The organism is Flavobacterium sp. AC274, from assembly GCF_979258275.1.
This window is the reverse complement of record NZ_OZ409852.1, coordinates 1,549,884-1,571,355: the sequence shown is the minus strand read 5'-3', so window position 1 is coordinate 1,571,355 and position 21,472 is coordinate 1,549,884. Positions and strand designations below refer to the sequence as shown.

Annotated in this window: 16 protein-coding genes and 2 pseudogenes; 2 read left to right on the top strand and 16 right to left on the bottom strand. The window is 32.9% G+C overall.

Features of this window, described 5'->3' with window-relative positions:
* Positions 1-8: 8 nt before the first annotated feature.
* Both ACZZZT_RS07245 and rluF read left to right on the top strand, forming a co-directional pair.
* Complete coding sequence (locus ACZZZT_RS07245) at positions 9-353, top strand: antibiotic biosynthesis monooxygenase family protein (RefSeq protein WP_463459907.1); 345 nt, start codon at positions 9-11, stop codon at positions 351-353.
* A 195-nt stretch (positions 354-548) separates the two neighbouring features.
* The gene (rluF, locus tag ACZZZT_RS07240) at positions 549-1,361 is read left to right on the top strand and encodes a 23S rRNA pseudouridine(2604) synthase RluF (protein ID WP_073396112.1); all 813 of its coding nucleotides are present in this window, start codon (positions 549-551) and stop codon (positions 1,359-1,361) included.
* 64 nt (positions 1,362-1,425) lie between these two features.
* On the opposite strand, the gene ACZZZT_RS07235 is transcribed toward rluF, so the two are convergent.
* From ACZZZT_RS07235 to ACZZZT_RS07160, 16 genes and pseudogenes are all read right to left on the bottom strand, one after another.
* Complete coding sequence (locus ACZZZT_RS07235) at positions 1,426-2,526, bottom strand: glycosyl hydrolase family 18 protein (protein WP_463459906.1); 1,101 nt, start codon at positions 2,524-2,526, stop codon at positions 1,426-1,428.
* A 98-nt stretch (positions 2,527-2,624) separates the two neighbouring features.
* Complete coding sequence (locus ACZZZT_RS07230; RefSeq protein WP_042565995.1) at positions 2,625-2,969, bottom strand: mannan-binding lectin; 345 nt, start codon at positions 2,967-2,969, stop codon at positions 2,625-2,627.
* A gap of 321 nt (positions 2,970-3,290) precedes the next feature.
* Complete coding sequence (locus ACZZZT_RS07225; protein ID WP_302093449.1) at positions 3,291-4,037, bottom strand: LytR/AlgR family response regulator transcription factor; 747 nt, start codon at positions 4,035-4,037, stop codon at positions 3,291-3,293.
* A complete protein-coding gene (locus ACZZZT_RS07220; RefSeq protein ID WP_463459905.1) occupies positions 4,030-5,394 on the bottom strand; it encodes an ATP-binding protein in 1,365 nt (454 codons plus the stop codon). Before ACZZZT_RS07220 ends, ACZZZT_RS07225 begins: the two co-directional genes overlap by 8 nt.
* Positions 5,395-5,795: 401 nt before the next feature.
* Positions 5,796-6,302, bottom strand: coding sequence for a hypothetical protein (locus ACZZZT_RS07215; protein ID WP_463459904.1), 507 nt, complete (start codon positions 6,300-6,302; stop codon positions 5,796-5,798).
* A 258-nt stretch (positions 6,303-6,560) separates the two neighbouring features.
* Positions 6,561-7,949: a DUF4153 domain-containing protein gene (locus tag ACZZZT_RS07210; RefSeq protein WP_463459903.1), complete on the bottom strand. Its 1,389-nt coding sequence runs from the start codon at positions 7,947-7,949 to the stop codon at positions 6,561-6,563.
* Positions 7,950-8,001: 52 nt separating this feature from the next.
* Positions 8,002-8,298 (bottom strand): winged helix-turn-helix domain-containing protein, encoded by a 297-nt coding sequence (locus ACZZZT_RS07205; protein ID WP_042565991.1) that lies wholly within the window; start codon positions 8,296-8,298, stop codon positions 8,002-8,004.
* A 4-nt stretch (positions 8,299-8,302) separates the two neighbouring features.
* Positions 8,303-8,916 (bottom strand): annotated as a pseudogene (locus ACZZZT_RS07200) (hypothetical protein).
* A gap of 541 nt (positions 8,917-9,457) precedes the next feature.
* Entirely contained in the window at positions 9,458-10,384 is a 927-nt protein-coding gene (locus ACZZZT_RS07195; protein ID WP_042565989.1) for a magnesium transporter CorA family protein, read from the bottom strand.
* 396 nt (positions 10,385-10,780) lie between these two features.
* Positions 10,781-11,665 (bottom strand): bifunctional 5,10-methylenetetrahydrofolate dehydrogenase/5,10-methenyltetrahydrofolate cyclohydrolase, encoded by an 885-nt coding sequence (locus ACZZZT_RS07190; protein WP_463459902.1) that lies wholly within the window; start codon positions 11,663-11,665, stop codon positions 10,781-10,783.
* Between the two features lie 131 nt (positions 11,666-11,796).
* Complete coding sequence (gene ffh / locus ACZZZT_RS07185) at positions 11,797-13,149, bottom strand: signal recognition particle protein (protein WP_042565987.1); 1,353 nt, start codon at positions 13,147-13,149, stop codon at positions 11,797-11,799.
* Positions 13,150-13,401: 252 nt separating this feature from the next.
* A pseudogene (locus ACZZZT_RS07180) lies at positions 13,402-15,080 on the bottom strand (MBOAT family O-acyltransferase).
* A 1-nt stretch (position 15,081) separates the two neighbouring features.
* Complete coding sequence (locus ACZZZT_RS07175) at positions 15,082-16,413, bottom strand: GDSL-type esterase/lipase family protein (protein ID WP_463459901.1); 1,332 nt, start codon at positions 16,411-16,413, stop codon at positions 15,082-15,084.
* 82 nt (positions 16,414-16,495) lie between these two features.
* Positions 16,496-17,977 (bottom strand): SGNH/GDSL hydrolase family protein, encoded by a 1,482-nt coding sequence (locus ACZZZT_RS07170; RefSeq protein WP_463459900.1) that lies wholly within the window; start codon positions 17,975-17,977, stop codon positions 16,496-16,498.
* A 261-nt stretch (positions 17,978-18,238) separates the two neighbouring features.
* Entirely contained in the window at positions 18,239-19,318 is a 1,080-nt protein-coding gene (locus ACZZZT_RS07165; RefSeq protein ID WP_463459899.1) for an HmuY family protein, read from the bottom strand.
* A 17-nt stretch (positions 19,319-19,335) separates the two neighbouring features.
* Complete coding sequence (locus ACZZZT_RS07160) at positions 19,336-21,447, bottom strand: TonB-dependent receptor plug domain-containing protein (RefSeq protein WP_463459898.1); 2,112 nt, start codon at positions 21,445-21,447, stop codon at positions 19,336-19,338.
* Positions 21,448-21,472: the final 25 nt, after the last annotated feature.

Below are 21,472 nucleotides of genomic sequence, written 5' to 3'. Positions count from 1 at the left end.
AACAAAATATGATAGCTGTAATTTTTGAAGTAGTTCCCAATGAAGGAAAAAAAGAGGAATATCTTGACATCGCTGCCAATTTAAAACCTGAATTAAGTCATATTGATGGATTTATTTCGATCGAGCGTTTTCAAAGTTTTACCGATCCCGAAAAAGTTTTGTCTTTATCATTTTGGAGAGATGAAGAGAGTATTCAACAATGGAGAAATCTTGAAATGCATCGTTATGCCCAAGCAAAAGGAAGAAATGAAATTTTTAAAGATTACCATTTGAGAATCGCACATGTTGTTCGTGATTACGGAATGTTTGACAGAAAAGAAACACCTCAGGATAGCTCTGAGTTTCATTCTTGAGAAAGGTTCAAAGCTGCAGAGGCTCAAAGGGGGCAAAGGTTTTTTTAAGGTTCTGAGATACTAAGGTGCTAAGGTTTATTCTCTTTGATTAAAAAACTAATCTTAATTCTGAGAAATGTGTAAATTCTAAGAAGTCCAACAATCTAAAATCTAAATTCTAAAGTCTAAAATTGAATTTTTCCTTACTTTTGCAAGATGGAAGAGAATTTAAAACGTCTTAATAAATTTATTGGTGAAACAGGTTATTGTTCCCGTCGTGAAGCCGATAAATTAATTGAAGAAGGACGTGTAACAATAAATGGCGTTGTGCCGGAAATGGGAACCAAAGTTTCGCCAGATGATGAAGTACGTATTGATGGAAAGTTGATTGTCGAGAAACATGAAAAAATGGTTTATCTGGCATTTAACAAACCCACCGGAATTGAATGCACGACCAATTTAGAAGTTCGAAATAATATTGTGGACTATATTAATTATCCTAAACGTATTTTTCCGATTGGAAGATTGGATAAAGCCAGTGAAGGATTAATTTTTATGACGAATGATGGTGATATTGTAAACAAGATTTTGCGCGCCAGAAATAATCACGAAAAAGAATATACGGTTACGGTAAACAAACCTATTACTGATCGTTTTATTGAGCGAATGGGAAATGGTGTTCCGATTCTGGATACTGTTACACGAAAATGTAAGGTAGAGCAGATTAGTAAATACACCTTTAAAATTATCCTGACGCAGGGATTAAACCGTCAGATTCGTAGAATGTGTGAATATTTGGGTTATGATGTAACGGCTTTAAAACGTATCAGAATTATTAATATTTCATTAGATATTCCGGTTGGCCGCTATCGCGATTTAACCGATGCAGAAATTAAAGAATTAAATCGTTTAATTGAACCTTCGAGCAAAACTGAGGAAGCGAGTTTACCAAAAGAAGAAGCCCCAAGACGAAGAACAGAATTTATTTCAAAACACGATCCCCGATTTAAGAAAAAAGGAGATTATTAGTTTTAGAATTTCATATAAAACCCCGAATAATTCGGGGTTTTGTTTTTGATTACCGGCAAGTAAATTACGGGCAATTTGGTGTTTTGTTCCAGTTTCCTGCTCCGTTCCAGTCATTTACAAGATCTCCTAATAAATCGATATTAGACTGCTGCTGAAAGGCATACACCATAACACCTTCATAGCCATTTTCTTTTAACCAGAAAACATCTTGTGATGGAGATGATGTGTGTGAAGGCTGTCCTGACCAAAATCCGCAAACAAGCGTATTTTTTGCCATGCCAAAAGTGGTATAAACAGGAAGACGATCTTTTGGTTTTCCACCATAACCCATTTCCCAGCCATAAGTCAGGTTATCTGCCAGTGTTCTGTTTTGATATTTTGGCGTAAAATAGGCTAAATCATCCCATAAAGCTTTTGAAATAATTTTATCGGGCATAATTTCCTGCATTTTTGTAGTAACCGTCACTAACGAAGACGGATTTGGTTCCGGATTATCGCTATACTCATCATCAATATCTATTCCGTCTAAACCTATTCTGTCTACCACTTCTTTTAATTGCTGGGCAAAATTGATTGCTGTTGCTTCATCTGGAAACTCAGACCAACCTGTTCCATCATGATTATTTAATACAGAAAGTAATACTGTAATTCCTTTATTTTGCAATTTTTGAATATCTGCAGCTGTAAGTGCCGCATAATCTGAAGTTCCTACTATATATGGATATCCGGCAGGAACTTGTGTTTTTGGAGCCAATTCTACCTGTCCTTGCGGAAAAGGTTTTTTATTAATATTTGCCGAAAAAAGACAAACAACATCAACTGCTGCACTACCATCTGCCATAGTGTAGCAACCCGGTGTTTGCAATTTATCTATACTTACATATGCAACAGACATTCCTGTTTTTTCGTATGAATCACATTGAGGTGCGCTACCGTACCAAGGTTCACCACTAAAGAATACGGCATCTCCGGGGTTGAAAATCCCCTTATCTCCTAAAGTTTCAAGAACCATATATTCTCTACAAAAGAAAAAGAAGCTAATATCAGGATTTTTCAAAGCGATACGTTTGGCTTGTTCAGGCGAGCAATTTGGAACTCTTTTGATTAAAGTATTCCAATTGGCACCTTTAAACATTGCCACATTTGGTTTTTTTATCCAGGCCATTTTTATAAATTTTTAAATTATTTTTGGTTAAACAAAAAAACTAGAAATACAATAGGAGCATTTCTAGTTTTATTTACTCAAAATGAGTGTAATTGAGATTAGAATGTATATTTAATCTCAATTACACTCATTTGCCCTTCTACAATTGTAGACCATTGTCCTGTAAATTCAGCACCATATGATGCGGCAATTACAGATCCTACTTTTTGAGCTTCATCATTACTCCATAACGGACCAGCCAAAACGTTGGTTTTGTATTCGTTTTTACCTCCGTTTTTAACGTTTAGTTCTAATTCAACTACACTCATTTGACTGTCTACAACAGTATTCCATTGTCCTGTCCATTTTCCTTGGTGTGCAGCTGCTACTAAAGGAGCTTTTTCGTTTGCGTCTTGTTGGCTCCAAATTGGGCCTGCCGGGATATTCACTTTAAATGTTGCCATGATATTAAATTTTAATTTATTGATTTGTTTGTTCCTACTCTTTTGGCTTTTCAGATACTCCTCGTTTTTTAGGTGGTTACAGAACTCCACTTTTACAAATGATTAATTTGTAATTAATTGATTACTAGTAATAAAAATCAAATACGCTAGCTTTATTTAATTTCTGTAGTAAAAGTATTGCAGAACTTTATCTGACATCGAAAATATGTTACAAGATTGATAATCAATGTCATAAAAAACAAAAACCGAGGTATGGGAGCAAAAAAAACCTTCGCATCTGCGAAGGTTTTTTCATTGTAAATCAGCAATTTAAACATTATATTACTTTAAGATTCTGAAGTTTTTCACGAAATCTTTGTATTTATCACTTAGGGTAACTTTGTGATTTCCTTTTAAGATAACCAAATTATCATTCACTATTATTTCTTCTATTTTACTTATGTTCACGATATAATTACGATGTGTTTGGCAAAATTTAGCCGGATCTAAAAGATGGATGATTTTAGTCAATGAAATTAGAATTACAAATTTTTCAACATCAGTAATAATGTTACAATAGCGATCTTCGACCTCGATGTAAACAATATCTTCGATTTTGACTTTCTTTAAAGATTTATTCTTTTTGATAAAAAGTGTATCATTACTTATTACGGTATTCTGATCTTCACTGTGAAAAACATTGGTTTGCTCGTAAAATTTTTCGACAGCCATTTCCAATGCATACAAAATCTCAAGTTCATTAAACGGTTTCATTAAAAAACTGAAAGGTCTTGTCAATTTTGCTCTTTCAAAAATTTGACGGTCTTTTGAACTCGTTAAAAAAACAAAAGGCTTTACACCGTTTGGAACAATATTTATAGTTTCTGCAAAAGTAATTCCGTCTGGTTTTCCATCCAGAAAAACATCAATAACAACGATGTCTATTGTGTTTTGGTAAAACATGGTGAGCGCATCCTGATAAGTCCGTGCAATTCCCACAATGTTATAATTATTTTCGGTAAGTACTTTTACAAGCGCATCACTTTCTGCAACAGTATCTTCGATGATAAGGACATTAATATTATCCATGATTTTTAAACTTAGGCAATATTATAATCATTTTAGTTCCAACATTTTCTTCACTTTCTATTTCGAGTTTTCCTCCATTTTTACGAATCAGGCTTTTACATAACTGCATTCCTAATCCCGTACCTATTATGTCGTCATTTTTCTTTTTCGAAAGCAAAACTGTTTCTTTTAATAATTCTTGTCGCGTTGTTTCATTCATTCCCAATCCGGTATCTTCGATCACTAAATAACAAAATTCTTCAGAAGAAGCTCTTGTGTAAATTGAAATTGTACCGTTTTCTTTTGAGAATTTAATGGCATTGTCTAACATGTTTCGAATAATTATTTTAAGCGAATCCATATCTGCAAAAACATAATCTGACTTAGAAACATCGCTTTTAAAATTGATGTTTGCGTTTAACATCAATGGTTTATAATTGTATTCTACATGCTGTACAATTGTAGACAAATGCAATGATTCCTGATAAAAATAGGCCTGTTGGGTTTGCAATAAAGCCCAATTAAGCAAGTTATCCAGCAAATTATAAGCTCCATTTGCAATTGTACTATTATTATGCAGCAAAACATCGAGTTCCGTAAAATTTTTATTTTCCAGATTCTCCATCAATTTGCCGTTACTTGTTTTAAGCGCATTTACTGATGAGCGCAAATCGTGGCTTACAATAGAAAATAGTTTATCTTTTGTTGCATTCAATTCATCTAACTCATTTTTCTGAGCCAGAATGATTCTATTGTTTCTAATTTTTTGTCTGTAAAAATAAACTCCGGTTCCAAACAAAATTAAAAGCAAAACCGAAGAAATGAGAAACCCATTTCTTTCGGCTACTTTTACTTTATTTTCGGCCGCAAGAACGTCTACCTCTTTTTGTTTTTCTTTTACGGCAAATTTCTTTTCTAAATCTGCAATTGCCCAAACTTTATTTTGATCGTTTAGGGAATCTTTCCATGTTTCGTATTCTTTTCTATAAATTAAAGCAGCAGCGAAGTTTTTTCTGTTTTCTTCAACTGCTGCCATATTTTTAGCTGCTGCTCTTTTTAAATCGAATGATTTTACTTTTTTAGACAAATGATATGCTTTTTCAAAATATGGAATTGCCTGATCATCTTTAAATTGGGTATAATATAAATTTGCGATGTCTATATAGGAACCAACAAGCATTATACTATCTTTTTCTGCTTCTTGCAATTTAACACCTTTAAACAAATATTTCTCTGCATTATCAAATTTCTGAAGATGCAGGTAACATAAACCTATATTGTGTAAAACTCCGCTTTTTCTAAAGTCATACAAATCTTCATTAAGTTTTTCAATAGCACTGAAATGTGATAACGCTATTTCAAATTCATTTTGTTCCAATGCAATTTCGCCCAGTGAAAAATTAACTTTATAATGAAATATGAAATTAGAAGAAATTAAATTAAATTCTTTTTTTGCTTCATTAAAAATTTTTTCTCCCTAAAGCTTATTGCTCTAAAGTAATGACAATAATTTCTTAATTCGGCAGCACTTTTACTGCTAAGCTGCTTCATCGAGTAAACTAATGTTGAATCCCAATTTTTTTCAAAAAAGAAATATTGAGCTTTATCAAAATTAATTTGTTCATTATATTTTAAAACTGTCTTTTTAATTTCAGATTGAAACAAATTGCCTTCAAGCTTTTCCTGTGAAAAAATAAACCAAGGATTGATTATAAAAAACAAAGCAATAAAAAAAACACCTTTAATCATTGTTTCTTTTTTATTTTTTTTATAATCCCTTTAAGTTCGTTGCACTATGGTTTCTGTTCCTCTCGAAGTTTCAGGATCTATATCCCACAGAAAAGTTTGAATTGTTTCTATTTCTGCAAATGTATCTTTTCCATAAGGGTATGGTTCAGCTTTAAAACTTGCTTCATAAACATCAAACTCTTTTTCTGGGTCATCCAGTATATCATAAGCTATAAAAAACTGCAGTTGGCGCTTTCCATGTAGATCTACATACCAATTTTGATAAATATCAAAATCTAATTCGCCTTCTTTATCGTCCTCAACTTCTTTTTGTCCTTTTGGTTTACGAGCAACCAAAAAAACTGCCCTAACCTGAAACGTTCCATCCTCCTTTAATGTAGCCTGAACAATTGGAGCAAAAGGAATAGGTGATTTATTCTCTGGAAAACTTATAGGTGTTTTTTTTGTTATTCTACTTTGGCTTTCAGGTTTCATGCATTTACCTGGTGGATAAATTTTGCCTTCTGGTCCTGGTCCTGTAAGAGTAGTTTTTGTCATGGGTTTTGTTTTTAGGGTTAGATTTATTTATTGATTAATTATATTTTTAAGAAACATCTCACTTTATTCAATTAAAAACATATAAAAATTTAAAGTTTTTGGAAACCAAATATAGTAAACATTTTCTTAATAAGTTTTAAGCCTTTGTAATAACTGTATTAATTAACAATTATTAACCGCAAACCTTTATAAAACTTGACTTACAATTATAACTATCAAAAAAAATCCCATTCAAAATTTGAATGGGATTTGGTAAACTTATTTTTTCTCGTTTAAAAATTCGTAATACAATATCTTCGATAAAACTTTTTCATTTTGATATCTCTTAATTTTATTTTCTCTTTCATTTTCATTGTATTGTTCTTTCACATTATGAAGTAAGAAATATTCTCTACGGGTTTCGTCATTAAAATTTAATTCGCTTAAAAATTTTGGTTCGACTCCCTTGTTTACAGCGATGTTATAATTTGTAATCAGACCTCCCCAATTAAAAAAGCTGCACAAAAGTACCGTTCCATAAAAATACCAAACCATTTGATTGAAAAGATAGGCGTTTGTTTTTTGTTTGGTAATTTTTAAAAAGGCGTAAACTAAACCAATAATAGCCAGTATTAAAAATGCATAAACGCCCAATCGTTTATAAGTCAATCCGAAGAATGAAACGTATTCTGAGTTTTTTACGGCTGTACTCAAAATCAAAGCTCCGTTTAATACAATCCAGATTTTAGACAGGCGTTTTAGATTTGTTGCTTTTTCATCAAAATTGAATCCGCCCTTAAAATAAAACAGAATTACTCCAACAGCCATAATGATAGAAAAAATGATTGCATTTACTCTTTCATGTGTATCTGCGCTTAATTTTGAGGTTTCGATTACTTCAAAAAATTGTTCGTAATTATACGTTACGATAAAAATTAAAAGCATTACGTTTAAAAGTAATAAAGTGATTTCGCCGCTTTTTCTCTCGAAATTTAAATCCAGAAATGAGAATGTGTTTTCGTTTACTGCTTTCTCATCGTTAGAAAACTCATTGTTTAATTTTGGATTGAGATCGTAACAAACTTCCGGAATCCAGTAATTCCAAAAAGTAAACGAAATATAAAATCCTAAAACAGTAATCACGAGCAACTGCCAAATATCAAGATCTAATTGATAATCTGTAAACAGAGAAGAAAAATGATCGCTTCCAAAAGAATAGACCGTAAAAAATAGCGCTACAAAAACAACCGGAATGATAAAATAGGCTATTAGTTTTTTGGCAAAATTATTATGTATTTTCTTTTCCGGAAGCCATTGGCTAAACATAAAAACACGCCCTAACGAAGTAACTCCGTTTACAAATACAAGCGGAAATACCTGCATTATTTTAAGCTGTACGTCATGCGTTTTAAACTGTAAAAAAACAATTGACATGAACATAGCAAGGAATGACACAAAATCGCCGTACCAGGCAAAAGCAAAACACGATAGAACAGATGTAAGCACTAAAACTAAGTGTGAGCGGTCTGTGAATCGATCCTGAAAGAAATAACAAATCAAGCCTGTTAAAACCAGTCCAAAAATAGCGAGGTTTACTCCTATTGACTCTTTGTAAAAAAGCAGTGTAAAAATAATACTGCATGCTAAAATAAAATGATGTTTTTTCATAATTTAAATTTTAAAAGTACTTTGTATTTCAAAGCGTTTAGATAAAAAAATTTTACTTGTTAGATTTCATTAATTTTTCAAGACTCGACAAGTGTTCATTAAAGGCCGCGCGCCCTCTATTGGTCACTCTATATGATGTTTTAGGCTTTTTGCCTACGAATTCTTTCTTTACTTCAATATATTCTGATTTTTCTAATGCCGAAGAATGACTTGCCAAATTACCATCTGTTATATCCAAAAGGGTTTTCATTTCGGTAAAATCAATCCAATCATTGACCATCAGAATGGACATAATTCCCAATCTGACGCGGCTTTCAAAATCTTTATTTAGTTTATCAATGATTCCCATTGGATTATTTGTATTTTTTGAACATGATTAGTCCGTACAAGATATGCAAAATTCCAAAACCTATGATCCAAAAAATTAAACCATATCCAATGAAAAACAAAGAAATGCATCCTAAAATAAGCTGGCTAAAGCCTAAATATTTAACATCTGAAAATGTATATTTTTCGGCATTTATCAAGGCTAATCCGTAAAAAATTAAAGTTGTTGGCGCTACCAGAATAAAAATTTTATGATAGATCAGTGCTAGGCAAAAAATACCGCCAACCGCTAAAGGAATCGCCAAATTGAAAAGCATCTTTTTTGTTGCGGTTGTCCAGATTGGTAAATTGTACTTTTTACTTTTTCTGATGGTAAAAAGATTCCGAAAATAAAAGCAAATATCAAAATGATTAATCCGCTTGAAATTAATTCAGAAACTAAGTTGCCGTCCAATAAAATATGTTCTCCATCAAGATAATTTATCCCGTTTATTTTAAACAGTTGATAAACATATAATCCGCCAATTAAAGCAGAAAGCCCGGCAAAAACACCTGAGAGTCCGCTTAATGATATAAATCTGGAAGAACGCTCCATCATGGAACGAATATGTGATAAATCTTCTTGATGCTTCTGATTCATGATTAAAGTACTTTGAGTTACAAAGTTATTATTTATTTTGGATTGACAAATAAAAAAAGTGATTTTTTAAAGATGTATTTAGTTTTTAATTCAAATATTATAAATAATAAGCTCCAAAGGAGCGTAATATTTATAGTAAATATGTTCGCCAGACAAGAGAGTTCCGTCGTAACGATATATTATTCACCGCATTTAACTTAAAGATGTCACCCCGCTGGGGTTTGTTATTCTTTACACTGAAAAATTCTATAAATATTGCATCCCTCTGGGATTTGAGATTATAAATAATTTGAGAATGATATTATGAATAAAAGGTTTTGAAAACTATACAGGAACGAGATTTGTTATTACCGGAGAGCCGCGTGAGGGATAGGAGCTGGCTACCGAAGTAGCGCGGATAGCCCGACCGTATTTGCAAAAGGCGCACATATGCGGCAAGATTGGAGCGCCTTTTGCAAATACGGTCACGCCCAATGCATAAAAACGAAAAAACCTACTCGATTGAATAGGCTTTTGTATATGAATTAGAAATTTTAATTTATCAGAACCATCTTCTGCGTTTGAATAAAAACACACCGAAAGAAGACAGAATAACTGAAACAAAAAGAAGAATCCAAATACCGTATTTGCTTTCTTCTAAACCGTTTGGCACGTTCATTCCGTACAAACTTGCGATTAGGGTAGGAATCATTAAAATGATCGAAATGGATGTCATTTGTTTCATGATATTATTCATATTATTTGAAATTACCGAAGCATACGCATCCATCATTCCGGTTAAGATATTGCTGTAAATATTGGCCGTGTCCTGCGCCTGGCTTAATTCGATTTCGACATCTTCGAGCAAATCTAAATCGTAGTTTGCTTTATATGCTTTTAAGTTTTTTATACGATGAAACAAAACATCATTGGCTTTTAATGAGGTAATAAAGAAAACCAAACATTTTTCGATTTGAAGCAATGCTTGTAATTCTTCATTTTTGATTGACTTTTCTAAATTGTCTTCGGCCAATTTTATCTTTTGATTAATTTGCTTTAGGTATTTTAAATACCAAACACTTGAAGAGAGAAGCAATCTCAAAACCCAGTCGGAATTATCCTTAACCTGAATGTTTTTTCGTCGTGAATACAACATAAAATCATGTATGATTTCTGTTTTGTAAAATGTAATGGTTACGCAGATATCATCTTTAAAAATGACACCAAGCGGAATAGTTTGAAAAGGTAGTTTTACATCGTCACTTTTTATAGGAACGCGCATGATGATAAGCGTCCAGCCATCTTCGATTTCGATACGGGGTCTTTCGTCGATATCTTCAATATCGTTGTAAAATGCTTCGGGAATTTGAAGTTCTTCGAGTAAATATTTTTTTTCTGTATCTGATGGAGATTCGATGTTTATCCAGCAGTTTGGAGTCCATTTTGAGATTTCGATTAATCCGTTGTTGTTTGTGTAAAAGGCTTTCATTTCAAAATACAGGGTTTTATCGCAGCATTTTGAAATTTTCAAAAAGCTGTTTTTAATTTAATACTAACGAATAATAATCGTCCATTTGGAGAAGTGTTTTTTAAGTGTGGCAAAAGTATCCTTTATTTTTAAGAACCAAAACTTTAAAGTATTAATTAAATATTAAAAGGATACTTAAATTCCAAATTTAAAAATTCCAAATTCCAACTTTTCAACCGAAAAAGAACATAAGTCCTTTGTTTTTAATTCCTTGCACGTTTTAAGTTCGCAAAGCTTTGAGGCTTAAAATTGTTTTAGAACTTAGATTTTATGTATCTATGTTTTGGAAAATTTTTAGTTGTGTAATACAAAAAAGCCTGTTCAATAGAACAGGCTTTGTATATATTAGAAAGAGAATTATTTTCTTGCGCTTCTCATTTTTCTTGCTAAAAGTGTGTTTTGAAGCAACATAGCAATTGTCATTGGTCCTACTCCGCCTGGAACTGGTGTAATGAATGACGCTTTTTTGCTAACTTCGTCAAAATCAACGTCGCCTTTTATTACATAACCTTTTGCGTTTGAAGTATCTTCAACACGGGTAATTCCAACATCTACAATTACAACTCCGTCTTTTACCATATCGCCTTTTAAAAATTCAGGAACTCCCAAAGCTGTAATAATGATATCTGCATTTTTAGTGAATTCTGCTAAGTTTTTAGTACGGCTGTGTGTTAGTGTAACGGTTGAATCTCCAGGATTTCCTTTGCGGCTCATTAAGATACTCATTGGTCGGCCTACGATGTGACTTCTTCCAATCACTACGGTATGTTTTCCGGCTGTTTCTACTTTGTAGCGCTCTAATAATTGCATGATTCCGAATGGAGTTGCCGGAATGAAACTTTCCATTTCCAAAGCCATTCTTCCAAAATTTGTTGGATGAAAACCATCTACATCTTTATCCGGATCGATTGCCAGTAAAATCTTTTGTTCGTCGATATGTTTTGGCAATGGTAACTGAACGATATATCCGTCCAGATTATCATCTTCGTTTAGTGCTGCAATTTTAGCTAATAAATCTGCTTCGGTAATATCTTCTGGTAAAGCGACTAAAGTTGAATCGAAGCCAATTTGCTGGCAAGATTTTACTTTACTTCCTACGTAAGTTAAACTTGCTCCATTTGTACCAACTATAACGGCTGCTAAATGAGGTACTTTTCCTCCGGCTGCTTTTATTAATTGAACTTCGGCTGCAATTTCGTTTTTAATGTCTTCAGATGTTTTTTTACCGTCTAGTAGTTGCATTGTGTTTTGTTTCAGGTTTAATTTTTGTTTCAAGTTTCAGGTTTCAAGTTGGGGCGAAACTATTTTATCGAAAAAAGTTTCAAATTTCTGTCTCATAAACTGAAACCTGAAACTTGAAACTTTTAATTTTATTATCTCGGCATTCCGCCTGGCATTCCTTTCATGCCTCCCATCATTTTCATCAGGTTTTTTCCGCCCGGACCTTGCATCATCTTCATCATCTTGCTCATTTGGTCAAACTGCTTCATTAACTGATTTACTTGCTCGACTTTGGTTCCGGAACCTTTTGCGATTCTGGCTTTTCTTTTTACGTCGATTATGGCAGGTTTACTCCTTTCGATTGGCGTCATCGAGTGAATGATAGCTTCAATATGTTTAAATGCGTCATCTTCTATTTCTACATCTTTCATGGCTTTTGAAGCTCCAGGTATCATTCCTACCAGGTCTTTCATATTACCCATTTTCTTTACTTGCTGAATCTGTGTTAAGAAGTCATCAAAACCGAATTCGTTTTTAGCGATTTTCTTTTGAAGTTTTCTCGCTTCTTCTTCGTCAAATTGTTCCTGCGCTCTTTCTACAAGAGACACAACGTCTCCCATACCTAAGATACGCTCGGCCATACGATCTGGATAGAAAACATCAATTGCTTCCATCTTCTCGCCTGTACCTACAAATTTGATTGGTTTGTTTACAACAGATTTAATCGAAATTGCTGCTCCACCACGAGTATCACCATCTAATTTGGTTAAGATAACTCCATCAAAATTCAGGATATCGTTGAAGGCTTTTGCTGTATTTACAGCATCTTGTCCTGTCATTGCATCAACAACAAACAATGTTTCCTGTGGCTGAATTGCTTTGTGAACACGTGCAATTTCATCCATCATTTCCTGATCTACTGCCAAACGACCGGCTGTATCGACAATAACAACGTTAAAACCGTTTGCTTTGGCATGTTTAATTGCGTTTTGAGCAATTTCAACAGGATTTTTATTTTCCGGTTCTGAGTAAACCTCAACACCTATTTGGTCTCCCACAACATGCAACTGGTTGATCGCCGCAGGACGGTAGATATCACATGCTACAAGAAGTGGTTTTTTATTTTTCTTTGTTTTTAGAAAATTAGCTAATTTTCCTGAGAAAGTTGTTTTACCAGAACCTTGCAATCCTGACATTAAAATAACTGAAGGAGTTCCAGAAAGATTAATTCCTGCAACATCACCACCCATTAATTCGGTCAACTCATCTTTTACCAGCTTCACCAATAATTGTCCTGGCTGAAGTGTTGTTAATACGTCCTGACCAATTGCTTTTTCTTTTACTTTGGTTGTAAAATCTTTGGCAATTTTAAAGTTAACATCGGCGTCTAATAAGGCACGACGAACTTCTTTTAAGGTATCGGCAACGTTTACTTCTGTAATTTTACCGTGTCCTTTTAATATATGGAAGGCTTTATCTAACTTATCACTTAAATTATCAAACATACTATTTTCTTTATTTGAAGTGCAAAGATAATCTAATTAGATATTTTAGGCAATTTTTATTTAAGGGCATTTTTGCCACTAAGACACTAAGGCGCGAAGTTTTTTTGCTCGTAAAGTTCATTGGTTTCACGCAGATTTAGCAGATTAGGCAGATTATTTTTTAGATGAAGTATGAAAAAATCTGCGAAATCTGCGTGCAAAAAAGCGCAAAGAAATAAATCCTTGCGCCTTTGTGCCTTCGTGGCAATATCATTAGAATTGGAAATAAATAAATGGCTGTGAGCCTGCAACGGCTGTCGCATAAACTATCCAATAAACGAATCCCAGAATTATTGCTTTTGCTACTAATGGTGTATTGTCGAAAGCCCATTTCATTTTGTCGGTAATAATTTCCGGTAAAAAATGCCAAACGTAACCAAACAGCATTAATAAAAATACATTTTTGTATCCTAAAGCTATCACTTTCCATTGTTCTGGTTCGAATGTTAACTGACCAATATTATTGATTACCTGCAAAGCTGTTTCAAAATCTCTGGCACGGAAAAAGATCCAACAGAAAACTACAAAATGAAATGTTATTACGATTGAAAAGAATTTCCATAAGAAATTAGAACCTTCTTTTTTGGAAGGGAATAGTTCCATAAATATTTTATGAACTGCTAATGCTAATCCGTGTAATGCTCCCCAGATAATAAATTGTGCTCCGGCTCCGTGCCACAACCCGCCTAGAAGCATTGTGGTGAATAAATTGAAATTGGTTACAAGCGTTTGATTTTTTTCTTCGAAAGTAAAAATGTCAGACAAAAAGCTCCAATTGATCCAATTGCTATTGCTAACGGAATAAAGCTTTCGTTTACATTTGAAATTCCCCAAAGCAATAATCCAAAGAAAAATAAACTCGGGAATAAATATCCTGCAAATGTGCCTTCTCTGTTTCCTCCAATAGAAATATACAAGAAATCCTTAAGCCAGGTTGATAATGAAATGTGCCATCTTCTCCAGAAATCTGTAATCGATACTGATTTATAAGGCGTTCTAAAGTTGGCTGGTAATTTAAATCCTAATAACAAAGCAATTCCGATTGCCATATCAGAGTACCCTGAAAAGTCACAGTAAATCTGGATGGCATATCCGTATGATGCCATTAAATTTTCGAATGCGGTATAATTCATTGGCGTATCAAAAACTCGGTCTACGAAGTTTATTGAGATGTAATTTGAAATTACCGTTTTCTTAATCAATCCGCCAATAATAAGAAATAAAGCGTTGTTTACATCTTGTTTGGTAAGGTTTAGTTTTTGGTAAATCTGTGGTAAAAAATCTTTTGCCCTAACAATTGGTCCGGCCACTAATTGCGGAAAAAACGAAACGAAAAATAAATATTCGATGTAGTTTTTTGTTGGCTTGATTTCTTCACGATAAATCTCGATAATATAACTCATCGACTGAAAAGTATAAAACGAAATTCCGACAGGAAGAAAAATATTATGCAAAGCAAAATGACCGTTGAACATGTCATTGTACGTAACAATCATGAAATTCATATATTTGAAATAACCAAGCAATCCTAAGTTCAGGATCACACTTATAACCAGATATATTTTCTTTGTGCTGTCTTTTGTTTCTCTGTAAATAATCTGACTCAAGCCATAATCTACGACCGAAGAAAGCAATAAAAGTAAAAAGTAAATTCCGCTTGACTTATAGTAAAAGAAAAGCGAGAACAGAATAACGTAGGTTAATCGTAAATAAAATGTTTTACGTAAAAAGGCGTATACAAAATAGAAAACTAAAAACAATCCAAGAAACAATCCTGTATTGAATAATAGTTTTTCGTCTGGATTATATATGAACCAACTTTTGACCTGCTCTAATGTAATTTCTCCAAAATTCTGAACAAACCAATTATTTATGCTATTACTTGTTATCAACTTACTTTTTTGATTTAAAATTATCGTATGCTTTTAAAAACGCTTCGGCAAACAATTTTGCTTGTTTTTCGTATCCTTTTTTAGAATAATGAACAAAATCGGGACCTATCAATCCTTCTGCTCTTAATTTTCGAACTCCTGTTATTCCACCAAATTCATCGTACAAATCCCAAACTGCAAAATCATCTTTTTCTGCAGAACTATTAATTCGTTCTGCATAATCTTTAACGTACACATTTGGTTTTCTTCCTCGGTGCAGTGATGGCGGAGGTGTCATGACAATTATCGGAACATCAATTTTTTGATCTTTCAGATTACTTATAAATTCGCGCAATTGTCGAATATAAGCTGAGGCTTCCATGTTGTCGTAACTTTCATTTGTTCCGAGAGAGAAAATCAACAAATCTGGATGCAAAGATTTTAACTGCTCAAAAAACAAAGGATATTTATTGTAATCAGAGAATTTAGCTCCGTTTACGCCAATTCCGCTATAGGTTATTCCCGGAGCATCATTCTCTAAAACAAGTCCGTTAAGCTCAAATTCTGATGCATCTTTATTTGGAATCAGGTAAATTTTGTCTAATGCCTTCTCTGATTTATAATAATGAGAAAAAGTATCATTTACGAGAGTTAACGGTACAAATTCTGAATTTTTAATCTCTTTCGGTTTTGTTTCGTTTGTTGGAATTTTTAAAGTTCTTCCGGCACGGATATTATTTGATTTTAGATTATTTGCTCTTTTTATTTCGGCTACTGAAATATTGTATTTATCTGCAATTACCGAAATTGCTTCTCCTTTTTTAATTTTATGTGTAATTACTTTTCGCTCTGTCGACTGAATAATATTGGTTTGAGATGATATTGCCAAATCAAACATATTCTGGTTTTGAGGCGTAATAATATGGATAGAATTAAATTTGTAAGCCGCATCTTTTATACTCAATTGTACTGCAAAACCTCCATTATCTCTCCACAATCCAATTCCGCTTAAACCGATGGGCCTGTTTTTTACCGGATAAATATTCCGATAACTTTCCCAGGTTCTGTTCGAATAAAATCTTTCGTTATAAGACCCATTTGTTTTTGCCAATTGATACGGAAAAACAAAACCACGACCAGCATTTCCGAATTGCTGTTGCAAAATTTTTCTAATTTTATTGGTCATTAAATCTCCCTGAATGTGAGAGTCGCCAATATGTACAATATTTATTTTTTGTTTATTATCGCCTTCGTTTTCTTTTAATCTTTTAAAAACACTTTCTAATACTTCTGCATTATAAATGTGATTACCCATGTAAGATTCAATCGTTGCGCTATCGATTTTACTAATCATATTTTTAGTTATTAAAAGTGAGACTGACTTTTGCGCCTGATTATTTATCGAGAAAAAAAGACAACAAAAGAGGATAATAAGTTTATTCATTTACACTATCTTTTTTAACAGAGACAGAATCTGCTTTTGCTCTTCTGACTGTTCTGGGTTTAGCGGCAACATCGCGTTTTTCGCGCAGCGCTTTATATTGTTCGTATCCTTTGTTTAGCTGATCATACAATAAATTACCAATTGCTTTTGCACCACGTTGATTAAAATGCGTGTAATCTTTATTGGCTTTTGCCGGAGCTTCATCAACCCATTTCACCATCGATCCGTCTCCGCCCATTAGCGTGTATAAATTTACAAATCCCGACTCAGTTTCAAGTGAATATCTTTTTTGTGCTTTCATTAAAGGAACAACGGCCGAATCTGTTTTCATTTCCAAATCATATTTGGTTGATTTATCAGCGGTTGAAACAATTAATATAGAAACTCCCGGAAAAGATTCTTTGATTTTATTTACGGTTTTTTTCATTCCTTTTTCGTACCATGAATAATTTTTGGTTCCGTAATTTAACACATTTGTTCCGTAATGAAGTACAACCAGATCATACTTTAAATGGTTGTTAAAAGCCTGCATTACATTGGCATCAAACATAGAAATTGGCAGCCCGGAATTTCCTCTTTGCGAGAAGTTATCTACATGAACTCCGCTTCCGTTATCAAAATTAAAACCATAAATAGGAATTGAATCTGCCTGAACGAAATTGGCTTTAAAAGCTTTGATACTTCCTGAGGTTACTTTTAGGGTATTGACTAAGTTATTTGGAACTAGATTTTTTCGCAATGTATCTTTTCCTATAATAAAATTGACATTTCCTTTTCGATGCGATTTTCCGTAAAACAAAGTTGGATTATCCAATACAGATACATGTTTGTTAAGTCCGGCTTCGTATTGCACCCAGGTTGGATTTGTTTTATCATTTGCAAAGAAAACGTGCCCGTTTACACCAAAAGGATTTATTGGATGTTTTACATTGAGATACGATTGTGTTTTCCAGTTTTTAGAATAAGATGATTTTACCGAGCCTCTGGACGCAGCAGATTCTGAAGTTATAGAAACGAAACCAACTCCGTTTCCGCCAAAACGTTCCTGATAATTATTTCGAACATCCTGAACAATTAAATCACCATCGGTCATCGAATCACCGTAATAAGCAATTCTCACTTTGGCTTGTGGATTTTTTTCTAACTGATATAATTTCTCGTAAAAAGAAATCAGGTATTGGTATCCTTTATAGTTTTCAAAAGTTTCTGTTGGAAATTCAATTCCTTCTGTTGCATCAAAAACAATTTTCTCCTGAGCTTCCTTTTTCTCCATTTCGACAATACTATCGCTTTCTTCAGATAAAGAATCATTTGCAACCGACTCCAGAAGCAGGCTGTCTATAAGTACACTTTTAGAATCGATCTTGCTGTCCGGAAATATCTTATTCGGCAACACTTGTTTAAATCCTATAAAAGCGATAAATGCTAATGCAACAATGGCAAAAGACTGAAAAAAATATGATTTTGTGTTCACTTAGTAATTATAAATTTTGAAGAATAGACTCACAAAAATTTCATCTTAATTTTTGTTAATTCCTTATAAAAAATACCTGCAAAGATAGAATTAAACCTTAATTTATTATTCTTTTTAACAATAAAAAAAGAGGTCAGATAAATCTGACCTCTCTCAAAAAAATAAAAAAAACAAAGCTAATGATTAACTAGATTTTTGAATGTTGTTTATTTAAAAAAAGGTTTAAAAAATAAACTAATAAAAGTTTGCATTAAAAAAATATTAATTCAATATAGCATACTCTAAAGTAGGGTAACCTCTCTCTCCTGCATCATTTGTCATAGCAAGAAATTTAACTTTATAGTAATTTCCAGCCTCATCTTTAACAACATAAAAACGATCAGTTCTAATACTTGGTAAGGAAGTTGGGCCACCACCACTTCTCCAATTAGCGCCAATAATTCTTTGATCTGTTACAGAAGCTGTAAAATTAGCTTCAACCACTTTTGCCTTTGTAAAATCAGCATATGCTCCACCATCAGCAACTAAAACCTGATAAACTTGTGTTCCTCCTTTTGCATTAGAAGTAATAAAATCTGAATATCCGTAAGTAACTTCACTACCAGCATTTAAATAATTAGTAAAAGTGGTGAAATTTAAATCCCATTTTGTTTTTTGAGGTTCAACAGAAACTGTATTTCCCGAAGCTAAACTGAAGAATGTAAAATTAAAATCAGTCTCTTTTGAAATTGTTTTTTCTGTAAAAGTTACAGAATCTAAATCTGCATATTGAATTTTATATCCATTTCCACTTCTTAAAATCCTAACCTTTTTCCACCCTCTTGCGTCTCCATCAACACTTACTGAACCCACTGCTGGTTTAGTTGTCGAAACAGCAAATCCAAGATTTACTAAATATACTTTGTTATCTGCATCTGTAGCCGAAACTTCAGCAATTGCAGTTCCAATCCCTGCTCCTGCACCAGCCAATACGCCAGTTGGATTATCAACATATCCGTTGCTGGCAAGAGTCGTACCTGCACCAACAGCAACATCTGCATCACTTTCTTGTGGTAAAGTAATATCTGAAGTAGACAATTGTTTAACAGCCATTTTAAGAGATCCATTTATAACAACTCTAAATTCTGAACCTGTAGAAAATCCAAAATCCCATGTAGCTCTATTTACTGATTTAGATTCTTCAGCACTTAAATCAAGATATACTTGGTTTGGCTGATTAGCCCCTCCTACTGTAGGTTGTAAAGTTGCTCCAACTGTTGGGATTTCAACTGGAGTATCATCATCATTTGAGCATGATGCTAATGATAATAATGCGATTGATAAAAATAATAACTTTTTCATTTGTGTTTTATGTTATATTAAAGATTAAGGTTATATGCTAATTTTAAATAATAGGAACGCCCATAGGCAAGCATAACTTCGCCCGGACCCGCATGTCCTGCAGCACTTGCAGTTCCTGTTTGGGTTACATTTGTTACATCAAGAATATTCCTTGCCCCAGCCGTAACTTCGAAGTGATCTTTGAAGAAATTCTGACGAATAGAAGCATCAAGCCAATTACTTGGAGCAACTTCAGACAAAATATAAGAAGATGTCCCTTCGATAAATTGCTGTGTTTTACCATTGTATTTGTAGTAACCGGAAACAATTGTTTTCCATTTTGGAAGTGTATATGAAAAACTTGCATTTAGATTGAAAGAATAAAGAAATCGATCATCTGAAGAAAATACAAGATTTTCAATTTTCTGCGAAATTCCAATAAGTGCAGCACCAAAATTAAATGTAAAATTTTCCTTTCTTAATTGATTCATTGTTGAAAAATTCCACATTTTATATTTACTGATATTAATGTATTGATATTCCGGATTTCCAGTATCTGGATTAAATCGAACTAATGCCATTCCAATTCTGTCATCAACATTTAAATAGCTTCCTGCAAATGTGTTTGAAAGTTGCAATCCAGATGAAAATAAAGTTAATTTTTTAAGACTTGCTTCATATGAAGTACTTGTTTCAGGAATTAGATTATCATTTCCTGTAAAAAAGTGTCCATCAAAAATTTGTTTTGAGTATAGTTCATCAAAAGTTGGTGTCCTAAAAGAATTACCATACGAACCTCGAAGTTCAATTCCTTTATCAAATAAATATCTCAATCCTAATGAAGATGCATATTGATTGGTAAATTGAGATTGAGCTGAAAATCTTAATCCTGGTCTTATCGAAAATTTATCAGTTGCCATAATCTCAGAGGCAGCAAAAAAATCATAATTTTCAAGCGTTTTAAGAACTGGTGTAAAAATATTATTTGCTTCCTGAACTAATGAATATCCTCTATTATTTACAAATTCATATCCTAATTGAAGATCAATTGTTTTATCTGAAAAGAAGTTATTTAATGTTCCTGTAGAATAAAGAACTTCCATAGACTGGTCTTTTACTGTAACATTATTCGCTTCAGTTTTAGTAAATAAATAGTACCTGAAATCTTCTACATCACGTTGCTGTTTTTGATGAGAAAGTGAAACATTATAATTTAATTGTGAGAAAAGCTTACCAGTCGCATTTAGGTTGTGAAAATACCGATTTGTAAAATATCGGCTATCTTCACTATATCTATATGATCCTAAAGTATTATTATAGCCAGATTGCACTGTGCTATTATAATAATCTACATTTTCATCTAAAAACTCGAATTTATAGAAAAAACGAAAACTATTTTTTTGATAAGCTATCGTAAATGTCCCGTTTAACTGTTCTTTTGGAAGCCATCTATAACCACGGGTACCATCATTTTCATCATAATCAATTCCATTTTTATCATCTAAATATCCCTGAAAATCATTACGATTAATACCTGCCGACACATACCAATTCTTATTAAATGTATGAGTAAGTCTTAAAGATTGAATATGACGTCCTTTATCAGAAAGAGAATATTCATTGTTTACCGTTTCTTCCTGAACGAATGCTGTAATTCCCCACTTATATTTTGAAGATTTTTTTGTGATAATGTTCAAAACACCACTAACTGCATTAGCTCCATAACTAACACCCATTGAACCCTCTACAATTTCAATATGATCTACATCGTTAAGATTAATCTGTGATAAATCTATATTATTACCTAAACCGGCTTCATTTATTAACGGAACATTGTCAACTAAAATTTTAAAATATTGTGCATCTAAACCAAATAAAGAAACTGTAGATCTACCACTTGTTCCACTTGGACTAACCGTAATATTCAAATATTGATTTAATACATCTGCAAGATTGCTTGCTGCTAAATTTTGAATATCCTGACTTGATATAACCCGAACATTAAAAACTGATTTCTTTATAGATTGTGGCTCAAACTGACCTGTAACAACAACTTCAGAAAGTTTATTTACAGCTGTAGTATCTTTTTCCTGCGCCATCAAAATTTGGCAAAAAAGAAATGCCGCAAAAAGGGTAATTTTTATTTTCATTATTTTTATTCAGTCTTAATAATAG

What these genes read in the sequence shown, in the direction of transcription:
- ACZZZT_RS07245 (WP_463459907.1), top strand. Translation starts at nt 9, where the DNA reads ATGATAGCTGTAATTTTTGAAGTAGTTCCCAATGAAGGAAAAAAAGAG.
- rluF (WP_073396112.1), top strand. Translation starts at nt 549, where the DNA reads ATGGAAGAGAATTTAAAACGTCTTAATAAATTTATTGGTGAAACAGGT.
- ACZZZT_RS07235 (WP_463459906.1), bottom strand. Translation starts at nt 2,526, where the DNA reads ATGGCCTGGATAAAAAAACCAAATGTGGCAATGTTTAAAGGTGCCAAT.
- ACZZZT_RS07230 (WP_042565995.1), bottom strand. Translation starts at nt 2,969, where the DNA reads ATGGCAACATTTAAAGTGAATATCCCGGCAGGCCCAATTTGGAGCCAA.
- ACZZZT_RS07225 (WP_302093449.1), bottom strand. Translation starts at nt 4,037, where the DNA reads ATGGATAATATTAATGTCCTTATCATCGAAGATACTGTTGCAGAAAGT.
- ACZZZT_RS07215 (WP_463459904.1), bottom strand. Translation starts at nt 6,302, where the DNA reads ATGACAAAAACTACTCTTACAGGACCAGGACCAGAAGGCAAAATTTAT.
- ACZZZT_RS07210 (WP_463459903.1), bottom strand. Translation starts at nt 7,949, where the DNA reads ATGAAAAAACATCATTTTATTTTAGCATGCAGTATTATTTTTACACTG.
- ACZZZT_RS07205 (WP_042565991.1), bottom strand. Translation starts at nt 8,298, where the DNA reads ATGGGAATCATTGATAAACTAAATAAAGATTTTGAAAGCCGCGTCAGA.
- ACZZZT_RS07195 (WP_042565989.1), bottom strand. Translation starts at nt 10,384, where the DNA reads ATGAAAGCCTTTTACACAAACAACAACGGATTAATCGAAATCTCAAAA.
- ACZZZT_RS07190 (WP_463459902.1), bottom strand. Translation starts at nt 11,665, where the DNA reads ATGCAACTACTAGACGGTAAAAAAACATCTGAAGACATTAAAAACGAA.
- ffh (WP_042565987.1), bottom strand. Translation starts at nt 13,149, where the DNA reads ATGTTTGATAATTTAAGTGATAAGTTAGATAAAGCCTTCCATATATTA.
- ACZZZT_RS07175 (WP_463459901.1), bottom strand. Translation starts at nt 16,413, where the DNA reads ATGATTAGTAAAATCGATAGCGCAACGATTGAATCTTACATGGGTAAT.
- ACZZZT_RS07165 (WP_463459899.1), bottom strand. Translation starts at nt 19,318, where the DNA reads ATGAAAAAGTTATTATTTTTATCAATCGCATTATTATCATTAGCATCA.
- ACZZZT_RS07160 (WP_463459898.1), bottom strand. Translation starts at nt 21,447, where the DNA reads ATGAAAATAAAAATTACCCTTTTTGCGGCATTTCTTTTTTGCCAAATT.